General features: G+C 59.7%; 15 protein-coding genes. 8 read left to right on the forward strand and 7 right to left on the reverse strand.

The window, feature by feature from the left end; translation table 11 throughout:
* The first annotated feature begins 142 nt into the window (after positions 1-142).
* The 4 genes from ACOYXH_RS25635 to ACOYXH_RS25650 all read left to right on the forward strand — a co-directional run bounded on the left by ACOYXH_RS25635 (position 143) and on the right by ACOYXH_RS25650 (position 3,877).
* Positions 143-1,168 (forward strand): LysM peptidoglycan-binding domain-containing protein, encoded by a 1,026-nt coding sequence (locus ACOYXH_RS25635; protein ID WP_095049569.1) that lies wholly within the window; start codon positions 143-145, stop codon positions 1,166-1,168.
* 80 nt (positions 1,169-1,248) lie between these two features.
* A complete protein-coding gene (gene dprA / locus ACOYXH_RS25640) occupies positions 1,249-2,349 on the forward strand; it encodes a DNA-processing protein DprA (protein ID WP_116254176.1) in 1,101 nt (366 codons plus the stop codon).
* A 55-nt stretch (positions 2,350-2,404) separates the two neighbouring features.
* Positions 2,405-2,962 carry an L-threonylcarbamoyladenylate synthase type 1 TsaC gene (locus tag ACOYXH_RS25645; RefSeq protein WP_093429535.1) on the forward strand — a complete coding sequence of 186 codons (558 nt, stop codon included), beginning with the start codon at positions 2,405-2,407 and terminating at the stop codon, positions 2,960-2,962.
* Between the two features lie 240 nt (positions 2,963-3,202).
* Positions 3,203-3,877 (forward strand): hypothetical protein, encoded by a 675-nt coding sequence (locus tag ACOYXH_RS25650; RefSeq protein WP_095049567.1) that lies wholly within the window; start codon positions 3,203-3,205, stop codon positions 3,875-3,877.
* Between the two features lie 64 nt (positions 3,878-3,941).
* Here ACOYXH_RS25650 and ACOYXH_RS25655 read toward each other — a convergent pair whose 3' ends face one another.
* A complete protein-coding gene (locus tag ACOYXH_RS25655; RefSeq protein WP_095049566.1) occupies positions 3,942-4,919 on the reverse strand; it encodes an NADPH:quinone reductase in 978 nt (325 codons plus the stop codon).
* Positions 4,920-5,069: 150 nt separating this feature from the next.
* On the opposite strand from ACOYXH_RS25655, the gene hemF reads away from it, so the two are divergent.
* Entirely contained in the window at positions 5,070-5,984 is a 915-nt protein-coding gene (hemF, locus tag ACOYXH_RS25660) for an oxygen-dependent coproporphyrinogen oxidase (RefSeq protein WP_095049565.1), read from the forward strand.
* Between the two features lie 9 nt (positions 5,985-5,993).
* Positions 5,994-6,815: a shikimate dehydrogenase gene (gene aroE / locus ACOYXH_RS25665; RefSeq protein WP_258709034.1), complete on the forward strand. Its 822-nt coding sequence runs from the start codon at positions 5,994-5,996 to the stop codon at positions 6,813-6,815.
* A 38-nt stretch (positions 6,816-6,853) separates the two neighbouring features.
* Here the strand turns inward: aroE and ACOYXH_RS25670 are convergent, their stop codons facing one another.
* The 4 genes from ACOYXH_RS25670 to betC all read right to left on the reverse strand — a co-directional run bounded on the left by ACOYXH_RS25670 (position 6,854) and on the right by betC (position 12,382).
* Entirely contained in the window at positions 6,854-7,795 is a 942-nt protein-coding gene (locus ACOYXH_RS25670) for an IS110 family transposase (RefSeq protein WP_220558825.1), read from the reverse strand.
* Positions 7,796-8,106: 311 nt separating this feature from the next.
* Positions 8,107-9,675: a SulP family inorganic anion transporter gene (locus ACOYXH_RS25675; protein WP_258709035.1), complete on the reverse strand. Its 1,569-nt coding sequence runs from the start codon at positions 9,673-9,675 to the stop codon at positions 8,107-8,109.
* 255 nt (positions 9,676-9,930) lie between these two features.
* On the reverse strand, positions 9,931-10,851 hold the full coding sequence (choX, locus tag ACOYXH_RS25680) for a choline ABC transporter substrate-binding protein (RefSeq protein ID WP_220557229.1): 921 nt from the start codon (positions 10,849-10,851) through the stop codon (positions 9,931-9,933).
* A 16-nt stretch (positions 10,852-10,867) separates the two neighbouring features.
* Positions 10,868-12,382 carry a choline-sulfatase gene (gene betC, locus ACOYXH_RS25685; RefSeq protein ID WP_095049561.1) on the reverse strand — a complete coding sequence of 505 codons (1,515 nt, stop codon included), beginning with the start codon at positions 12,380-12,382 and terminating at the stop codon, positions 10,868-10,870.
* Between the two features lie 114 nt (positions 12,383-12,496).
* On the opposite strand from betC, the gene ACOYXH_RS25690 reads away from it, so the two are divergent.
* On the forward strand, positions 12,497-13,447 hold the full coding sequence (locus ACOYXH_RS25690; RefSeq protein WP_460410028.1) for a choline sulfate utilization transcriptional regulator: 951 nt from the start codon (positions 12,497-12,499) through the stop codon (positions 13,445-13,447).
* 81 nt (positions 13,448-13,528) lie between these two features.
* Here the strand turns inward: ACOYXH_RS25690 and ACOYXH_RS25695 are convergent, their stop codons facing one another.
* Entirely contained in the window at positions 13,529-14,194 is a 666-nt protein-coding gene (locus tag ACOYXH_RS25695) for an NAD(P)-dependent oxidoreductase (RefSeq protein ID WP_095049559.1), read from the reverse strand.
* Between the two features lie 83 nt (positions 14,195-14,277).
* Here ACOYXH_RS25695 and ACOYXH_RS25700 point away from each other — a divergent pair, with 83 nt between their 5' ends.
* Entirely contained in the window at positions 14,278-14,604 is a 327-nt protein-coding gene (locus ACOYXH_RS25700) for a DOPA 4,5-dioxygenase family protein (protein WP_095049558.1), read from the forward strand.
* Here ACOYXH_RS25700 and ACOYXH_RS25705 read toward each other — a convergent pair whose 3' ends face one another.
* Positions 14,605-15,006 (reverse strand): GFA family protein, encoded by a 402-nt coding sequence (locus ACOYXH_RS25705; protein WP_460410029.1) that lies wholly within the window; start codon positions 15,004-15,006, stop codon positions 14,605-14,607.
* Positions 15,007-15,063: the final 57 nt, after the last annotated feature.

Here is a 15,063-nt window from a genome sequence, read left to right on the forward strand (position 1 = left end):
ACGTTGAGTAAAGTCGGGCGATGGCCTGGCAGGTCCGAAGATGCAGGCTACCGTTGTGAAGCGTAGCTTGTGCATTTTGCACAAGCGAGCCACGGGGGCTCTGACGGTTCACGCGAATGCACATGATAAAGGGATTCACTGCATGAGGAAAACACTACTCGCCCTGCTGCTGTTGGCCTCGGCCGGCGTGGCGCAAGGGCAAGTGCAACTCAGGGATGGTTTTCCACAGCAATACACGGTGGTTTCGGGGGATACGCTCTGGGACATTTCCGGCAAATACCTGCGCGAGCCCTGGCAGTGGCCACAACTGTGGCGGGCCAATCCGCAAATCGAAAACCCCAACCTGATCTATCCCGGCGACACGCTGACGCTCAGTTATGTCGATGGCCAGCCACGTCTGACCCTTAATCGCGGCGAGTCGCGCGGCACCATCAAGCTCTCGCCACGCATTCGCACCAGCCCGGTGGCCGAGGCGATTCCGAGCATTCCGCTGAAATCCATCAACAGCTTTTTGCTGAGCAACCGCATCGTCGACAAGGTCGAGGATTTCGACAAGGCGCCGTACATCGTCGCGGGTGACGCCGAACGCGTGCTCAGCGGCACTGGCGACCGGATCTTCGCTCGCGGCCATTTCGATCCCGATCAACCGGTCTACGGCATCTTCCGTCAGGGCAAGGTCTACACCGATCCACAGACCCAGGAGTTTCTCGGGATCAACGCCGACGACATCGGCGGCGGCGAAATCGTCGCCACCGAAGGCGACGTCGCCACCCTCGCCCTGCAACGCACCACCCAGGAAGTGCGCCTCGGCGACCGTTTGTTCAGCGGCGAAGAGCGCTCGATCAACTCGACCTTCATGCCCAGCGCGCCAACCACCAGTATCAACGGCGTGATCATCGATGTACCGCGCGGCGTCACCCAGATTGGCGTGATGGACGTGGTCACGTTGAACAAAGGCAAGCGCGACGGTCTGGCCGAAGGCAACGTGCTGGTGGTGATGAAAACCGGCGAAACCGTGCGTGACCGCATCACCGGCCAGCCACTGAAGATTCCCGATGAACGCGCCGGGTTGCTGATGGTGTTCCGCACTTACGACAAACTCAGCTACGGCCTCGTCCTCAACGCATCGCGCTCGTTGGCGGTGCTCGACAAGGTGCGAAATCCGTAAGCGTGCTGCACAAGTTACCAACAGAGTTATCCACAGCTTGTTCCGAATGGTTCGGGGCTTATAACGATCAAGGATGATCCATCATGTTGCCTGTCTGTACACCAGTTTCCCCGGCGGAACTGGAAGCGCGTTTGCGCCTGCACCGCTTGCCCGATGTCGGCCCCAAGCGCTTTGCCAAATTGCTCGAGGCTTTCGGCTCGGCCTCCAAAGCCATCAGCGCACCGGCCAGCGCCTGGCGTTCGCTGGGTTTGCCGGCGACGTGTGCCGAAGCGCGGCGCTGTCCCGAGGTTCGCGACGGCGCCAGCCATGCAATGCGCTGGCTAGAGCGCCCCGAGCATCATTTGCTGATGTGGGACCAGCCGGATTACCCGGCGTTGCTGGCGCAGATTCCCGATCCGCCACCACTATTGTTTGTTGCCGGTGATCCGCAGATTCTGGAAAAACCGCAACTGGCGATGGTTGGCAGTCGCCGGGCATCGCGTCCGGGCATGGACACCGCAGTGGCATTTTCCCGCAGTCTCGCCGGGGCCGGTTTCGTCATCACCAGCGGCCTGGCGCTAGGCATCGATGCCGCTGCGCATCAGGCCGCGCTGGATATTGGCGGGTTGACGGTCGGTGTCCTCGGCACGGGGCTGGAAAATTTTTATCCACAGCGCAACCGCCGCCTGGCTGACGCGATGATTGCGTCCGGCAGCGCAGTGCTTTCCGAGTTTCCGCTGGACGCCGGACCAACGGCGAGCAACTTCCCGCGACGTAACCGCATCATCAGCGGTTTGTCCCTTGGTGTACTGGTGGTCGAGGCCAGTGTGGCCAGCGGTTCGCTGATCACCGCGCGGCTGGCAGCAGAACAGGGGCGCGAGGTTTATGCCATTCCCGGTTCGATCCATCATCCCGGCGCGCGCGGCTGTCACCAATTGATCCGCGATGGCGCGGTGCTGGTGGAAACCATTGAGCACATCCTTGAAGCCTTGCGTGGTTGGCAGCATCTGCCGCTATCCACTGACACGGCGAAAGCCGATCACCCGTTGCTCATCCTGCTCCATGCCGCCCCGCACACCAGCGAGGGCTTGGCTGACAGCAGCGGCTGGACGTTGCCCAAAGTGCTGGCGGCACTCACCGAACTGGAAATGGATGGCCGTGCAGTGTGCGAAAACGGTCGCTGGTTGGCCAGGACACGCTAGGTTTTACAAGGAAGATCGGTAAACTGCGCGAAACCTGTTTGCGGAGAGTTTTTTCATGGTTAACAGTTGGCGTGTGCAACAAGCCGCACGAGAGATTCGCGCCGGGGCGGTGATTGCCTATCCAACCGAAGCCGTCTGGGGGCTGGGTTGCGACCCATGGAACGAAGAGGCCGTGGATCGGTTGCTGGCGATCAAGAATCGTTCGGTGGTCAAAGGCCTGATTCTGGTTGCCGACAACATTCGCCAGTTCGACTTTCTGTTCGAAGACTTCCCGCAAGAATGGATCGACCGCATGGCCAGCACCTGGCCGGGGCCGAACACCTGGCTGGTGCCGCATCAAGGCTTGCTCCCGGAATGGGTGACCGGCATGCACGATACCGTCGCGCTGCGGGTCAGTGATCATCCGCAAGTACGCGATCTGTGCTCGATGGTCGGGCCGTTGATTTCGACCTCAGCCAATCCGCAGGGCCGCCCGGCGGCGCGCACGCGATTGCGTGTCGAGCAGTATTTCCGTGGGCAGATCGATCTGATACTGGGCGGGCAATTGGGTGGGCGCAAGAACCCCAGCGTGATTCGTGATCTGGCGACCGGCAAAGTCATTCGTCCCGACTGATCCAGCCTCGAACATTTGTAACGTGAGTACTCCTCGCCTTGATGGCGAGGAGTACTACAGGTGTCTGCGATTTATCCTGCAATGATGCTGGTTGTTGCGTCGGAAAAATCGTCAACTATTTGAATCAACTGAATTTTCCCACCTGATTATCAGACCGCATTTCGTGGCGGTATCGCCAAAAGCAACCATCCTTTCCCTGCACTCGAAACACTTCGATAAGTTAAGGTCTGCGGAGAAAGAATGGACACTACGGATTTGCAACTCACGGATTACCTGCAGGCGCTCCAGGTGACGTTAAACAGTCATCAGGAGGGTTGCCGTATCGTGATGCTTGAAGCGGGGTCGGATACCCAGGTGTTCGATCGGTTTATCGATCGGCAATTTCGGCTTCGGCTGCAGCATTACATGCTGACGTCCAGGGCGCGGATGCTCGAAACCCGACTGGCGACACGGTCGCGCAGTACCCATTTTCTGCTGTATCGGCACGAGCAACTGCTGGCGGTATTGAGGGCCACTCCGGCGCCGTTCGAGTGGGCATCACTGGCGCAGCAACATGTTTCGCCCACGGTGGCGTTGTCACGCCATGTCGAACTCAGTCGCTTGATCTCGTACGCGCCCAGCCAACAGCCCATTGCCGTCGACAGTCTGCTGGCGGCCGCTGCCGAGTGGGCCATAAAACAGGGCTATCAAGGTGTCACAGCGTTGTGCAGGGCATCGCAGCTACGCCTGTACCAGCGTTTCGGTCTGATGCCGGTCGCCTCCAATCCCTTGCATATCGAACAGCGCGCACGCGGGGATTACTGGGTGTTGTCAGCCGAGTGGCGGCAAATCCTCGCCGCTTTGCAACAGCCTGATTCCGCGACGGTCGGTCATTGGGCGCCAAGACCGTTGGCGGCTCATCCACCGCAGTACTGAACGCGCTCGAAGCGTCCTGCCAGTCATGGTTCTGAAACCCTGACTGGCAGGACGCCCGGAGGTATCAAGGCAGCAGGACGGTGGAACCGGTAGTGCGCCGCGCCGACAGCTCGGTTTGCGCCTTCGCCGCATCAGCCAGTGGATAACGCTGGCTGACATCCACCTTCAACTTGCCGCTGATGATCATCTCGAACAGCTCATCGGCCATTCGCTGCAGGTTTTCGGCGTTGTTGGCATAAGTCGCCAGCGTCGGCCGGGTCACGTACAGCGAACCCTTGGCGGAGAGAATCCCCAGATTCACGCCGTCCACCGCACCGGAGGCATTGCCGAAGCTCACCACCAGGCCACGCGGCGAAACGCTGTCGAGGGACGTCAGCCAGGTGTCCTTGCCGACACCGTCATAGACCACCGGGACTTTCTTGCCATCGGTCAATTCCAGCACGCGCTGGGCAACGTTTTCGTGGCTGTAATCGATCGTCGCCCAGGCGCCATTGGCCTTGGCCAGTTCGGCTTTCTCTTTGGAACTGACGGTGCCGATCAGCTTCACACCCAGTGCCTTGGCCCACTGACAGGCTAGCGAACCGACACCGCCGGCCGCCGCGTGGAACAGAATGGTTTCGCCACCCTTGAGTTCATAGGTCTGGCGCAGCAGGTATTGCACGGTCAGGCCTTTGAGCATTACACCGGCAGCCGTTTCGAAACTGATTTCGTCGGGCAGATGCACCAGATTGTCCTGGGGCAGCACATGCAATTCGCTGTAGGCCCCCAACGGGCCGCTGCCATAGGCCACGCGATCACCGACCTTGAACCGGGTGACGTCGCTGCCCACGGCATCGACGATCCCCGCACCTTCAGCACCCAGGCCGGACGGCAAGGCGGGCGGTGCGTACAGACCGCTGCGGTAATAGGTGTCGATGAAGTTCAGGCCGATCGCCTTGTTCGCCACGCGGACTTGATTGGGGCCGGGCGCGGCGGGTTGGTAATCAACATATTCGAGCACTTCGGGGCCGCCATGGGCGCGGAACTGGATACGCTTTGCCATCTGCCTGCTCTCCTTGGGTCTTTTGTGAGCCCCCTATCCAACTCCCATGCTTGATCTTCGTCAACTGCGGCGGGCTGTTGTGCGGTGGTATGCTACGCGCCCATTTGCGTCGCCCGTCTGCCGGGGCGCCGCCCGATTCAAGGTGAAGCCATGACGACCCGCACCGACGCCGTAAAGGCCTATCTGCTCGACCTGCAAGACCGCATCTGCGCGGCTCTCGAAACCGAAGACGGCGGCACGCGCTTCGTCGAAGACGCCTGGACCCGGCCCGCCGGCGGTGGCGGTCGTACTCGCGTGATCGAGAACGGCACGGTAATCGAAAAGGGTGGTGTCAACTTTTCCCATGTCTTCGGCAGTGGTCTGCCACCGTCGGCCAGCGCCCATCGCCCGGAATTGGCTGGCCGCGGTTTCGAAGCCCTTGGCGTGTCGCTGGTGATCCACCCGCACAACCCGCATGTGCCGACGTCCCACGCCAACGTGCGCTTTTTCATCGCCGAGAAGGAGGGTGAAGAGCCGGTCTGGTGGTTCGGCGGCGGCTTCGACCTGACCCCGTATTACGGCAATGAAGAAGATTGCGTTCACTGGCACCGCATCGCCGAGCAGGCCTGCGCGCCGTTCGGGGCAGACGTTTATCCGCGCTACAAGGCTTGGTGCGATACCTATTTCCACATCAAGCATCGCCACGAACCGCGTGGCATTGGCGGCCTGTTTTTCGATGACCTGAACGAATGGGACTTCGACACCAGCTTCGCCTTTATGCGCGCCATCGGCGATGCGTACATCGACGCCTATCTGCCGATCGTGCAGCGCCGCAAGAACGATGCCTTCACTGCCCGGCAGCGAGAGTTCCAGGAATTCCGCCGTGGCCGTTACGTCGAGTTCAATCTGGTCTACGACCGTGGCACCTTGTTCGGTCTGCAATCGGGCGGGCGCACCGAGTCGATCCTGATGTCGTTGCCGCCGCAAGTGCGCTGGGGCTATGACTGGAAAGCCGAGCCTGGCAGCGAAGAAGCACGCCTGACCGAGTACTTCCTGCAAGACCGCGACTGGCTGGCTGAGGCCTGAGGACATCTGATGGATCGTTACGTCGTTTTCGGCAACCCGATCGGCCACAGCAAATCGCCGATGATTCACAAGCTGTTCGCCGAGCAGACCGGCCAGCACCTCGACTACAGCACCTTGCTGGCGCCGCTCGACGATTTCGCCGGCTGCGCCACGGCGTTTTTCCAGGAGGGTCGCGGCGCCAACGTCACTGTGCCGTTCAAGGAAGATGCCTATCGTCTGGCCAACAGCCTGACCGCGCGTGCACAACGGGCTGGCGCGGTGAACACCTTGAGCAAACTGGCCGACGGCTCACTGCTCGGTGATAACACTGACGGCGCCGGACTGGTGCGCGATCTGACGGTGAACGCCGGGTTCAGCCTGACCGGCAAACGCATTCTGCTGCTCGGTGCCGGTGGTGCGGTGCGCGGTGCGCTGGAACCGTTGCTGGCGGAACAACCGGCCTCGGTGATCATCGCCAATCGTACGGTGGACAAGGCTGAGTTGCTGGCGGAGTTGTTCTGCGACCTCGGGCCGGTCTCGGCCAGTGGTTTCGACTGGTTGCGCGAGCCGGTGGACGTGATCATCAATGCCACATCGGCCAGCCTCACTGGTGACGTGCCGCCGATTGCACCGAGCCTGATCGAGCCGGGCAAGACCCTCTGCTACGACATGATGTACGGCAAAGAGCCGACGGCGTTTTGCCGCTGGGCCCGTGAACATGGCGCGGCGGTGGCGATGGATGGCTTGGGGATGTTGGCGGAGCAGGCGGCTGAGGCGTTTTTCCTGTGGCGTGGTGTGCGCCCTGATACCGCTCCGGTACTCGCCGAACTACGCCGCCAACTGGCGCAATAAATACCCATGTGGGAGATTCTATGGTTGAGGGGAAGCCCTCAACTGACTTTTGTCTGGTATTCGCTTTGCCCTTTCAGCAAGGCGAATACCACCCGAGCAAGTTTGCGAGCCAGCATCACCAACGCCTGCGTGGTGCTGAAACCCCGTGCTCTTTGGGCCTCGTAAAACCCTTTCCAGGCTTTCGTACGGCTAGCCGACATCGCAGCGTTGTGCAAAAGTCGGCGGGCCTCGGGGTCTCCGCGCTTGGTCAAGCTGCGGCGACCGTCCTTTTGCCCTGATTTCGATACCCTTAAATCCATGCCCAGGAAGGCGATAAACGCATCCGCGTTGCTAAATTCCCCCCGCTGAAACGCCGTGAGCAGGCGCGCTCCGGTCAGAAATCCAATGCCCTCAACTTTCAGGCAACGCTTCAATTGGCCGAGCAAACCGGCTTGTTTGAGCTGATCGTTGATCGTCTTTTCGATCATCGTTTCAAGCCGCTGCATGGATTTTATTTGTTCAGCAAAAGCTGCCTTCAATAGCGGCTCATTCGACCAGCTCTGCACCAGGCCGACCCTTGCCTGGACCAAAGCCGCGCGGCGGCGGAAAAGGCTCAGGAGCTGGCGGTACAGCGGTGATGGCGGGGTCCAGGGGCGCAACTCCTCGGCTTCGTTCTTCAGGTAACGGGCCAGCAACTTGGCGTCCAAGGCGTCGGTTTTGGCGCGGATCTTCACGCCTTCGCGGTAATGTTTGAGTTCATAGCCGCCCACCATGTAAATCGTGCAACCGGCCGCATAGGCCAAATCAGCGAATTCCAGGTGGTAGATGTTGGTTGCCTCAATGGCAATAGACACGGGGCCGAGCAAGGCCTTCAGCCACTGCTTAATGGATGTTTTGGTGTTGGGAATTGCTTCAAGCAGATCGCTATCGGCCTGATAAATCACCAGTTCATTTTTGGCGACATCCACGCCAACGATCGGATTTGATAGAGCGACCGGCATTGCCACAGGATTTCCTCCGGGATAAGGTTTGAGCACTTGAAGGGCTCACCCAGAGGCGCAGGCTTGTTCCTATCGTCGGTCTAGCCAGATGCATTCTTTATCGGCGCTTGGGTGAAAGGAGGAGGGGCGAAATCTCCCACGGTCTGTGCTGCGTCAACAGTCAGAATCGAGCCTTGTCCCTCCTCCTCCCTTCAAGTCCTACCATACAAGCGAGCCTGCTCGCGAAAGCGGTCTGTCTGACACATCAATGTTGGATGTGCAGCAGTCTTCGCGAGCAGGCTCGCTCCCACAAGGATTACCTTGATCGCCAATCAATCCTCAAACCGGATCGGGCATTTCTCTGGCCCTTCCAGTTTGCGTAACTCCTCTACGACCTGCGGCCGCGCCCGGCGCAAGGTCAGGCTGCGATTCTGGCTAAGCAAGCGTCGCGCCTCCTGATGCAACATCTCCACGCCCGAATAGTCGATGAAGTTGATCTGCTGCGCCTCAATCACCACGCGTGCGCCGTGCATGCGCTGCAGACGTACTTGCAGGTAATGGCTGGCGCCGAAAAAGATCGATCCGCCGACACGCAACACATCGTCTTCGCCGTCGCGCCAGTGCTGCACGCGCGGTTGCGAAGTGCGCTTGAGGTAAAAGAACAGCGAGGCCAGCACACCGGCATAAATCGCTGTCTGCAACTCCAGCAGCAACGTCGCCAGACAAGTCAGGGCCATCACCACGAACTCGGCGCGGCTGACGCGCAGCAATGAGCGAATGCCTCGGTGGTCGACCAGCCCCCAGGCAATCAACAGAATGCTCCCAGCCATCGCCGGGATCGGAATGTGCGCAATCAGCCCCGCACCAAAAATTGCGAACAACGCCACCCAGATTGCTGAAAACACCCCGGCCAGCGGCGAGCAAGCGCCCGCCTCGTAACTTAGGCCCGAGCGGGTGAACGACCCGGCCGACAGCGACCCGGAAAAGAACGCCCCGACAATATTCGACAAGCCCTGCGCACGGACTTCCTGATTGGCATCAAGCAATTGCTGCGACCGCGCCGAAATCGAGCGCGCAATCGACAGACTGGTAACCAGGCCGAGCATGCCCACCGCCACAGCGCTTGGCAGCAACCGCAGGATCAAATCCAGATCCAGCGGCAATCCACTGAACGGCGGCAAACGCCCGACAAACGCGCTGACCAGATGCACATGGCCGAACACGCCCGGCCACAACCACACCAGCAAACTGGCCAGCACCAGCGTGATCAACAGCGTCGGCCAGCGCGGCAACAGGTGTTTGAGCAGCAGACCGACGACCACCGTGGCCAAACCCAATACCAGCGAAGGTTTATCCACAGCCCGCAGGTGTTGCAGCAGATCCATCAAACTGGCCAGCGCAGTGGCTTTTGCCGGCAACTCCAGGCCCAGCAGGTTTGGCAATTGCCCGATAGCAATCACCACCGCCGCGCCAAGGGTGAACCCCAGCACCACCGAATGCGAGACGAAATTCACCAGCGCGCCAAAGCGCAGCAAACCGAGCAGCCACTGGAATATCCCCGCAAGCAAGGTCAGCAGCAGGATCAGGGTGATGTAGTCCTGCGAGGCCGGAACCGCTAAAGGGCTGACACTGGCAAACAGCACAATCGAAATCGCTGCCGTCGGACCGCAGATCAAATGCCACGACGAACCCCACAGGCAGGCGATCAGCACTGGGATGATCGCGGCGTAGAGGCCGTACTCAGGTGGCAGACCGGCGATCAATGCGTAGGCAATCGACTGGGGTAAGGCGAGAATCGCCCCGCTGAGGCCGACGATCAGATCCCGTCCGACGCTGGCGCGGGTTTGTCGCGGCAACCAGGTGAGGAAGGGGAAGAGAGAGTGGCGGCTGGGGAAGGCCATGGGTCCTCGCGGTTGGGTTTTGTTCAAGGTTATCAGGGTGCCAGGGCAAAGGCCCCTCACCCTAACCCTCTCCCAGAGGGAGAGGGGACTGACCGTGGTGTTTGTCAGAGATTCACCGATCTGCGATTTCAGAGTTGAGCGCAAGTTTTGAATCCAACAGATATCGGCTCCCTTTCCCCCTCGCCCCTCTGGGGGAGAGGGCTGGGGTGAGGGGGCAACAATCTCAAGCCGGGCACAATTCCAACAGCCCCACGATCAAAGCTTCGCTTTCACCGCCGCCAACGCATCCTTTCCATCGACGGTCTTCACGCCATCCAGCCACTTATCCAACACCGCCGGATTCGCCTTGATCCACGCCTTCGCCGCCTCGGTATTGCTGACCTTTTTGTTCACCACCTCAGCCATGATGCTGTTCTCCATCTCCTGAGTGAACGAAAGATTGGTCAGCAATTTGCCCACATTCGGACACGCCTCGGCGTAGCCTTTGCGCGTTAACGTAAACACGCTGCCGGTGTCGCCAAAGTACTTCTCGCCACCCTTGAGGTAATGCATCTTCAACTGCACGTTCATCGGGTGCGGCGTCCAGCCGAGGAAGGTGACGAATTTCTGTTTCTTCACCGCCCGCGACACTTCAGCCAGCATCGCCTGTTCGCTGGATTCGATCAGCTTCCACTGGCCCATGTCGAAGTCGTTCTTCTTGATGATTTCCTGCAGCGAGATATTCGCCGGCGCACCCGAACCGATGCCGTAGATCTTACGGTCGAACTTGTCCGCGTATTTGTTCAGGTCGGCAAAGTTATGCACACCCGCGTCCCACACGTAGTCCGGCACGGCGAGGGTGAATTCTGTGCCGTCGAGGTTCTTCGCCAGTTGCGTGACATCGCCGGTGGCGACGAACTTGTCATAGAAACCCTGCTGCGCCGGCATCCAGTTGCCGAGAAACACGTCCACCTGGCCGTCCTTCAAACCACCGAAGGTGATCGGCACCGCGAGGGTGTCGACCTTGGCCTTGTAGCCCATGCCATCCAGCAGAAACCCGGTGATGGCGTTGGTCGCGGCGATGTCGCTCCAGCCCGGATCGGCCATTTTCACGGTGTCGCAGCTTTGCTCGGCGAAGGCCGAGGCGCTGCTCAGCGCGAACAGGCCGACCGTCACTATTGTGGATAACTTACGCATGGACGTCCCCTTAACATTATTGGTTTTGGCAGGGTTGTGGATAACGTGCTTTGCGTTCCAGATCGTCGAGGTCGATGTGGTTGCGCATGTATTGCTGACTGGCGTCCACCAGTGGCTGGTGATCCCAGCTCTTCAGCTTGCCGATGGTCAACGCGTCGGCGACAAATCGGCGGCGGCGCTGGCTGGCGAGGACCTCCCGGTGAATCGACTGAATGTCCCATTTGACCCGTGCTTCGGCGAGAAAATCGTCGAACAGCGGGCGATGCTGCGGCGATTGGCTGAGTTCTTCCAGTTCACGCGGATCGTTGTCTACGTCGAAAAGTAGGCAAGGGTCGCTTTCACTGTAGATAAATTTGTAGGCGCCGCGACGGATCATCATCAGCGGGCTGATGGTGCCTTCGGCCATGTATTCGCCGAACACTTCGTCATGACCGCCCTGCCCTCGCAGGTGCGAAACCAGTGAGCGGCCATCCAGTGGCAAGCCGGGTTCCAGCGTGCCGCCGGCCAATTCGACGAAGGTTGGCAACAGGTCTGCGGTCGATACGGCAGCGCTGACACGCCCGGCATCGAACTGGCCTGGAGCACTTATCAACAGGGGGACGCGCGCCGCCATTTCGTACCAATGCATTTTGTACCAAAGGCCCTTTTCGCCGAGCATGTCGCCGTGGTCACCGGAGAAGACAATAATTGTGTCATCGATCAGCCCGGTTTCTTCGAGGGTTTGCAGAAGTTTGCCGACGTTGGCGTCGATATAGCTGCAGGCACCGAAATACGCCCGGCGTGCATCGCGAATCTTATCCACAGGCAGTGGCTTATCCCACAGGTCATAAACCTTGAGCAGCCGCTGCGAGTGCGGATCGAGTTCGTGTTGATCCGGAGTTGTAGGCAACGGGATATCGGCATCGTCGTACAAATCCCAGAACGCCTTGGGAATGGTGTACGGGTCGTGTGGGTGAGTCATCGATACTGTCAGGCAGAACGGCTGGTCGCCGTCCTCGCGGATGTGATCGAACAGATATTGCTGCGCCTTGAACACCACCTCTTCATCGAAATCCAGCTGATTGGTGCGCACACATGGCCCAGCCTGCAGCACCGAAGACATGTTGTGGTACCAGCTCGGCCTTACATCCGGCTCATCCCAGTTCACGGCCCAACCGTAATCGGCCGGGTAGATATCACTGGTCAGGCGTTCTTCATAACCGTGCAACTGGTCCGGACCGCAGAAGTGCATCTTGCCGGATAGCGCGGTGCGGTAGCCCATGCGGCGCAGGTAGTGCGCGTAGGTCGGAATGTCGGCAGGGAAATCGGCGGCGTTGTCGTAGGCGCCGATCTTGCTCGGCAACTGGCCGCTGACCAGGGTGAACCGCGACGGCGCGCACAACGGGCTGTTGCAGTAAGCGGCGTCGAACACCACGCCTTGGGCGGCGAGGCGGGAAAGATTCGGCAGTTTGATCGGCGATGGGCCGTAAAACGGCAACATTGGCGCGGCCATCTGATCGGCCATGATGAAAAGAATATTCTTGCGCTTCATGTGATCGCGGCATTCCATAGTGAATATTTATGCGACATTGCTGCGATCGAGCATGGAGTCCATGCTTTATCCGGTAAAGCCCGCGCCGGACAATGACTAGGATAAGCACAGCTTATGTATGAAGCCTTGGGTGATCTGTCCCTCGACCTGCTGCGTGCCTTCGAAGCGGCAGCCCGCCAGCGCAGCTTTACCGCAGCGGCGGTAGAGCTTGGCACCACGCAACCAGCGATCAGTCAGCAGATCAAACGGCTGGAAGAACAACTCGGTACGCGACTATTTGATCGCATTTACCGTGGGATCGAGCTGACCGAAGTCGGCGCGATACTGTTTGAGCAAGTTACTCTCGGTTTGCAGAATATCGATGCAGGATTGAGCGCGATCAGCGCACAGCAGCAACATGAAGTCCTGCAAGTTGCCACCGACTTTGCCTTCGCTGCTTATTGGCTGATGCCGCGCCTGCATCGTTTTCACGAAGCCAATCCAAAGGTCGACGTCAGCCTGGTGACCAGCGAACGCAACCACAACATGCTGCGCACCGATATCGATGTGGCGATCCTGTTTGGCGACGGGCGTTTCAAGCAGGGCGAAAGCCATTGGCTGTTCAGCGAAGAAGTGTTCCCGGTGTGCAGTCCGCAATTGCTCAAGGACCGCGCCCTGCCCTTGCCTGCTCACGCGCTGCTGGAGTTCCCGCTGCTGCACCTGCGTGGGGAGAACAGCAGTAACTGGTTTGACTGGAGCGGTCTGTTTCGCGAGTTGGGCATCACTACACCGCCGGCGCCGGGGCAATTGCGTTTCGACAATTACACGCTGTTGATTCAGGCGGCGATTGGCGGCCAGGGCGTGGCGATCGGTTGGCGGCACCTTGTGGATAACTTGCTGACGCAAGGTCTGTTGTGTCGCCCGATTGCTGAAACGACGCTGTCGCGGTTGGGTTATTACGTGGTGCTGCCGCAACGCAAACGTCGGGGCGCGCTGATTCAGCAGTTTGTCGATTGGTTGATGGCGGAACAGGCGAGCAGTGCTGAGTCGCTTAATGGACTCGCACTGCCTTCGATCGCGGTTTGAAAGTCAAAAGATCGCAGCCTGCGGCAACTCCTACATCTGGAGCGCGGTCCCCCTGTAGGAGCTGCCGAAGGCTGCGATCTTTTACGAATCTGAAGCCGCAACGAAATTCACATGCTGCCCTACATGCAAATTCAGCCTTAGCTCATCGGCAATCCCCACCGCCACGCGGTTCAGCCGCTCCAGTGGCTCGGCCAGTCCCGGTTCGAGATTGCCGCCGACCTGGCTGAAATGCTCAATGGTCAACCCGGCCACGCCGTGTGGCGCATTGACCAGTGTCCAGTGCAGCGGACTGCTTTGCACGGCTTCGCGAATTTCTTCGGCGGCATGGCGTTGCAGGCGATCATCGACGTCCCGCTCATCGAGTACGGCAAAATCCCCCACCAGAAACAGCCGCGACACATTGGCCGCTTGCAGGCCATCGACCAGTGCGTCGACGGCCAGTACCTGCTCGACCGGTCCGAGCACAACGGAGCGTTCAATTTGATCGCTACTGAATGGCAACCCCGGTGCATCCAATAAACAGATCACTGCCGAACTGCCGGCCACGCTCTGATTGATCCGCTCCGAGTCGAACAAATCACCGGTTTTGGTACGCAAGCCCGGACGCGGCGCAAGTGCGGTCAGATCGTCGAGAATGGCGATGACTTCATGCTGACGACGCAGCAACTCAGCCATCAACGCGCTGCCCAGGCTACTCATGGCACCATAGAGCACCACTTTTACCGCCGGGGTTTCGGCATTTTTCATGGCTGATCCCTTTTCTTATACCTTGTATGGCGTGTGACATACGGGTAACGCTGAGGGTTCGAACCGATTTCCGAGGGTTTGCGATGCAAGCGATCAAGGGCTACCACGCCCACGTCTATTTCGACGCCGACACCATCGATCAGGCGCGCGCGTTGTGTGAGAAAGCCGCGCAATTGTTTCCATTGAAAATGGGCCGCGTCCACGAACGCCCGGTCGGCCCGCATCCGGACTGGAGTTGCCAGTTGGCCTTCGGCCCCGAGTTGATCAGCGATGTGCTGCCGTGGCTGGCGCTGAACCGCAAAGGTCTGGTGGTATTCCTGCACCCGGACACCGGTGATGACCTGCTCGACCACACCGAACACGCAATCTGGATGGGCGCGATGCGGTCGCTGGATCTGTCTGTTTTCTGATCACAGCGTTTCTTCGGCTTCGCCCGGCAGATGCTCGTCCAGGTGCAGCCAGGGCAATTGGCTGTCCGTCCAGATGTGTCGCTCGGCGGGTGCCTGCTCTGGGTGATCAAGTGTGGCGATGGTCACGTCGATGCTTTCAGGGCTGAGCAACGTCACCAGCGCCAGTTGCGCGCCGCACTGCGGGCAAAAGAACCGCGCACAACTGGCGGACGAGTCGTAACGCAACGGCGTACCGGCCAGCCATTGGAAACTGGAGCCTGGCACTGTGATCCACGTCGTGACGATGCCGCCGCTGACCTTGCGGCAGATCGAACAATGGCAATGGGCGATATCCTGCAACGCCCCGCTGAACTGATAACGAATGTGTCCGCAATGGCAGCCGCCGCTGTGCAATTGGCTCATGATCAAAGCCCTCCTTCCCTTGTTTATTGACTCTGGTTCGCATCCGACGGCCGGTTG

The organism is Pseudomonas sp. Mb7 (assembly GCF_054790525.1).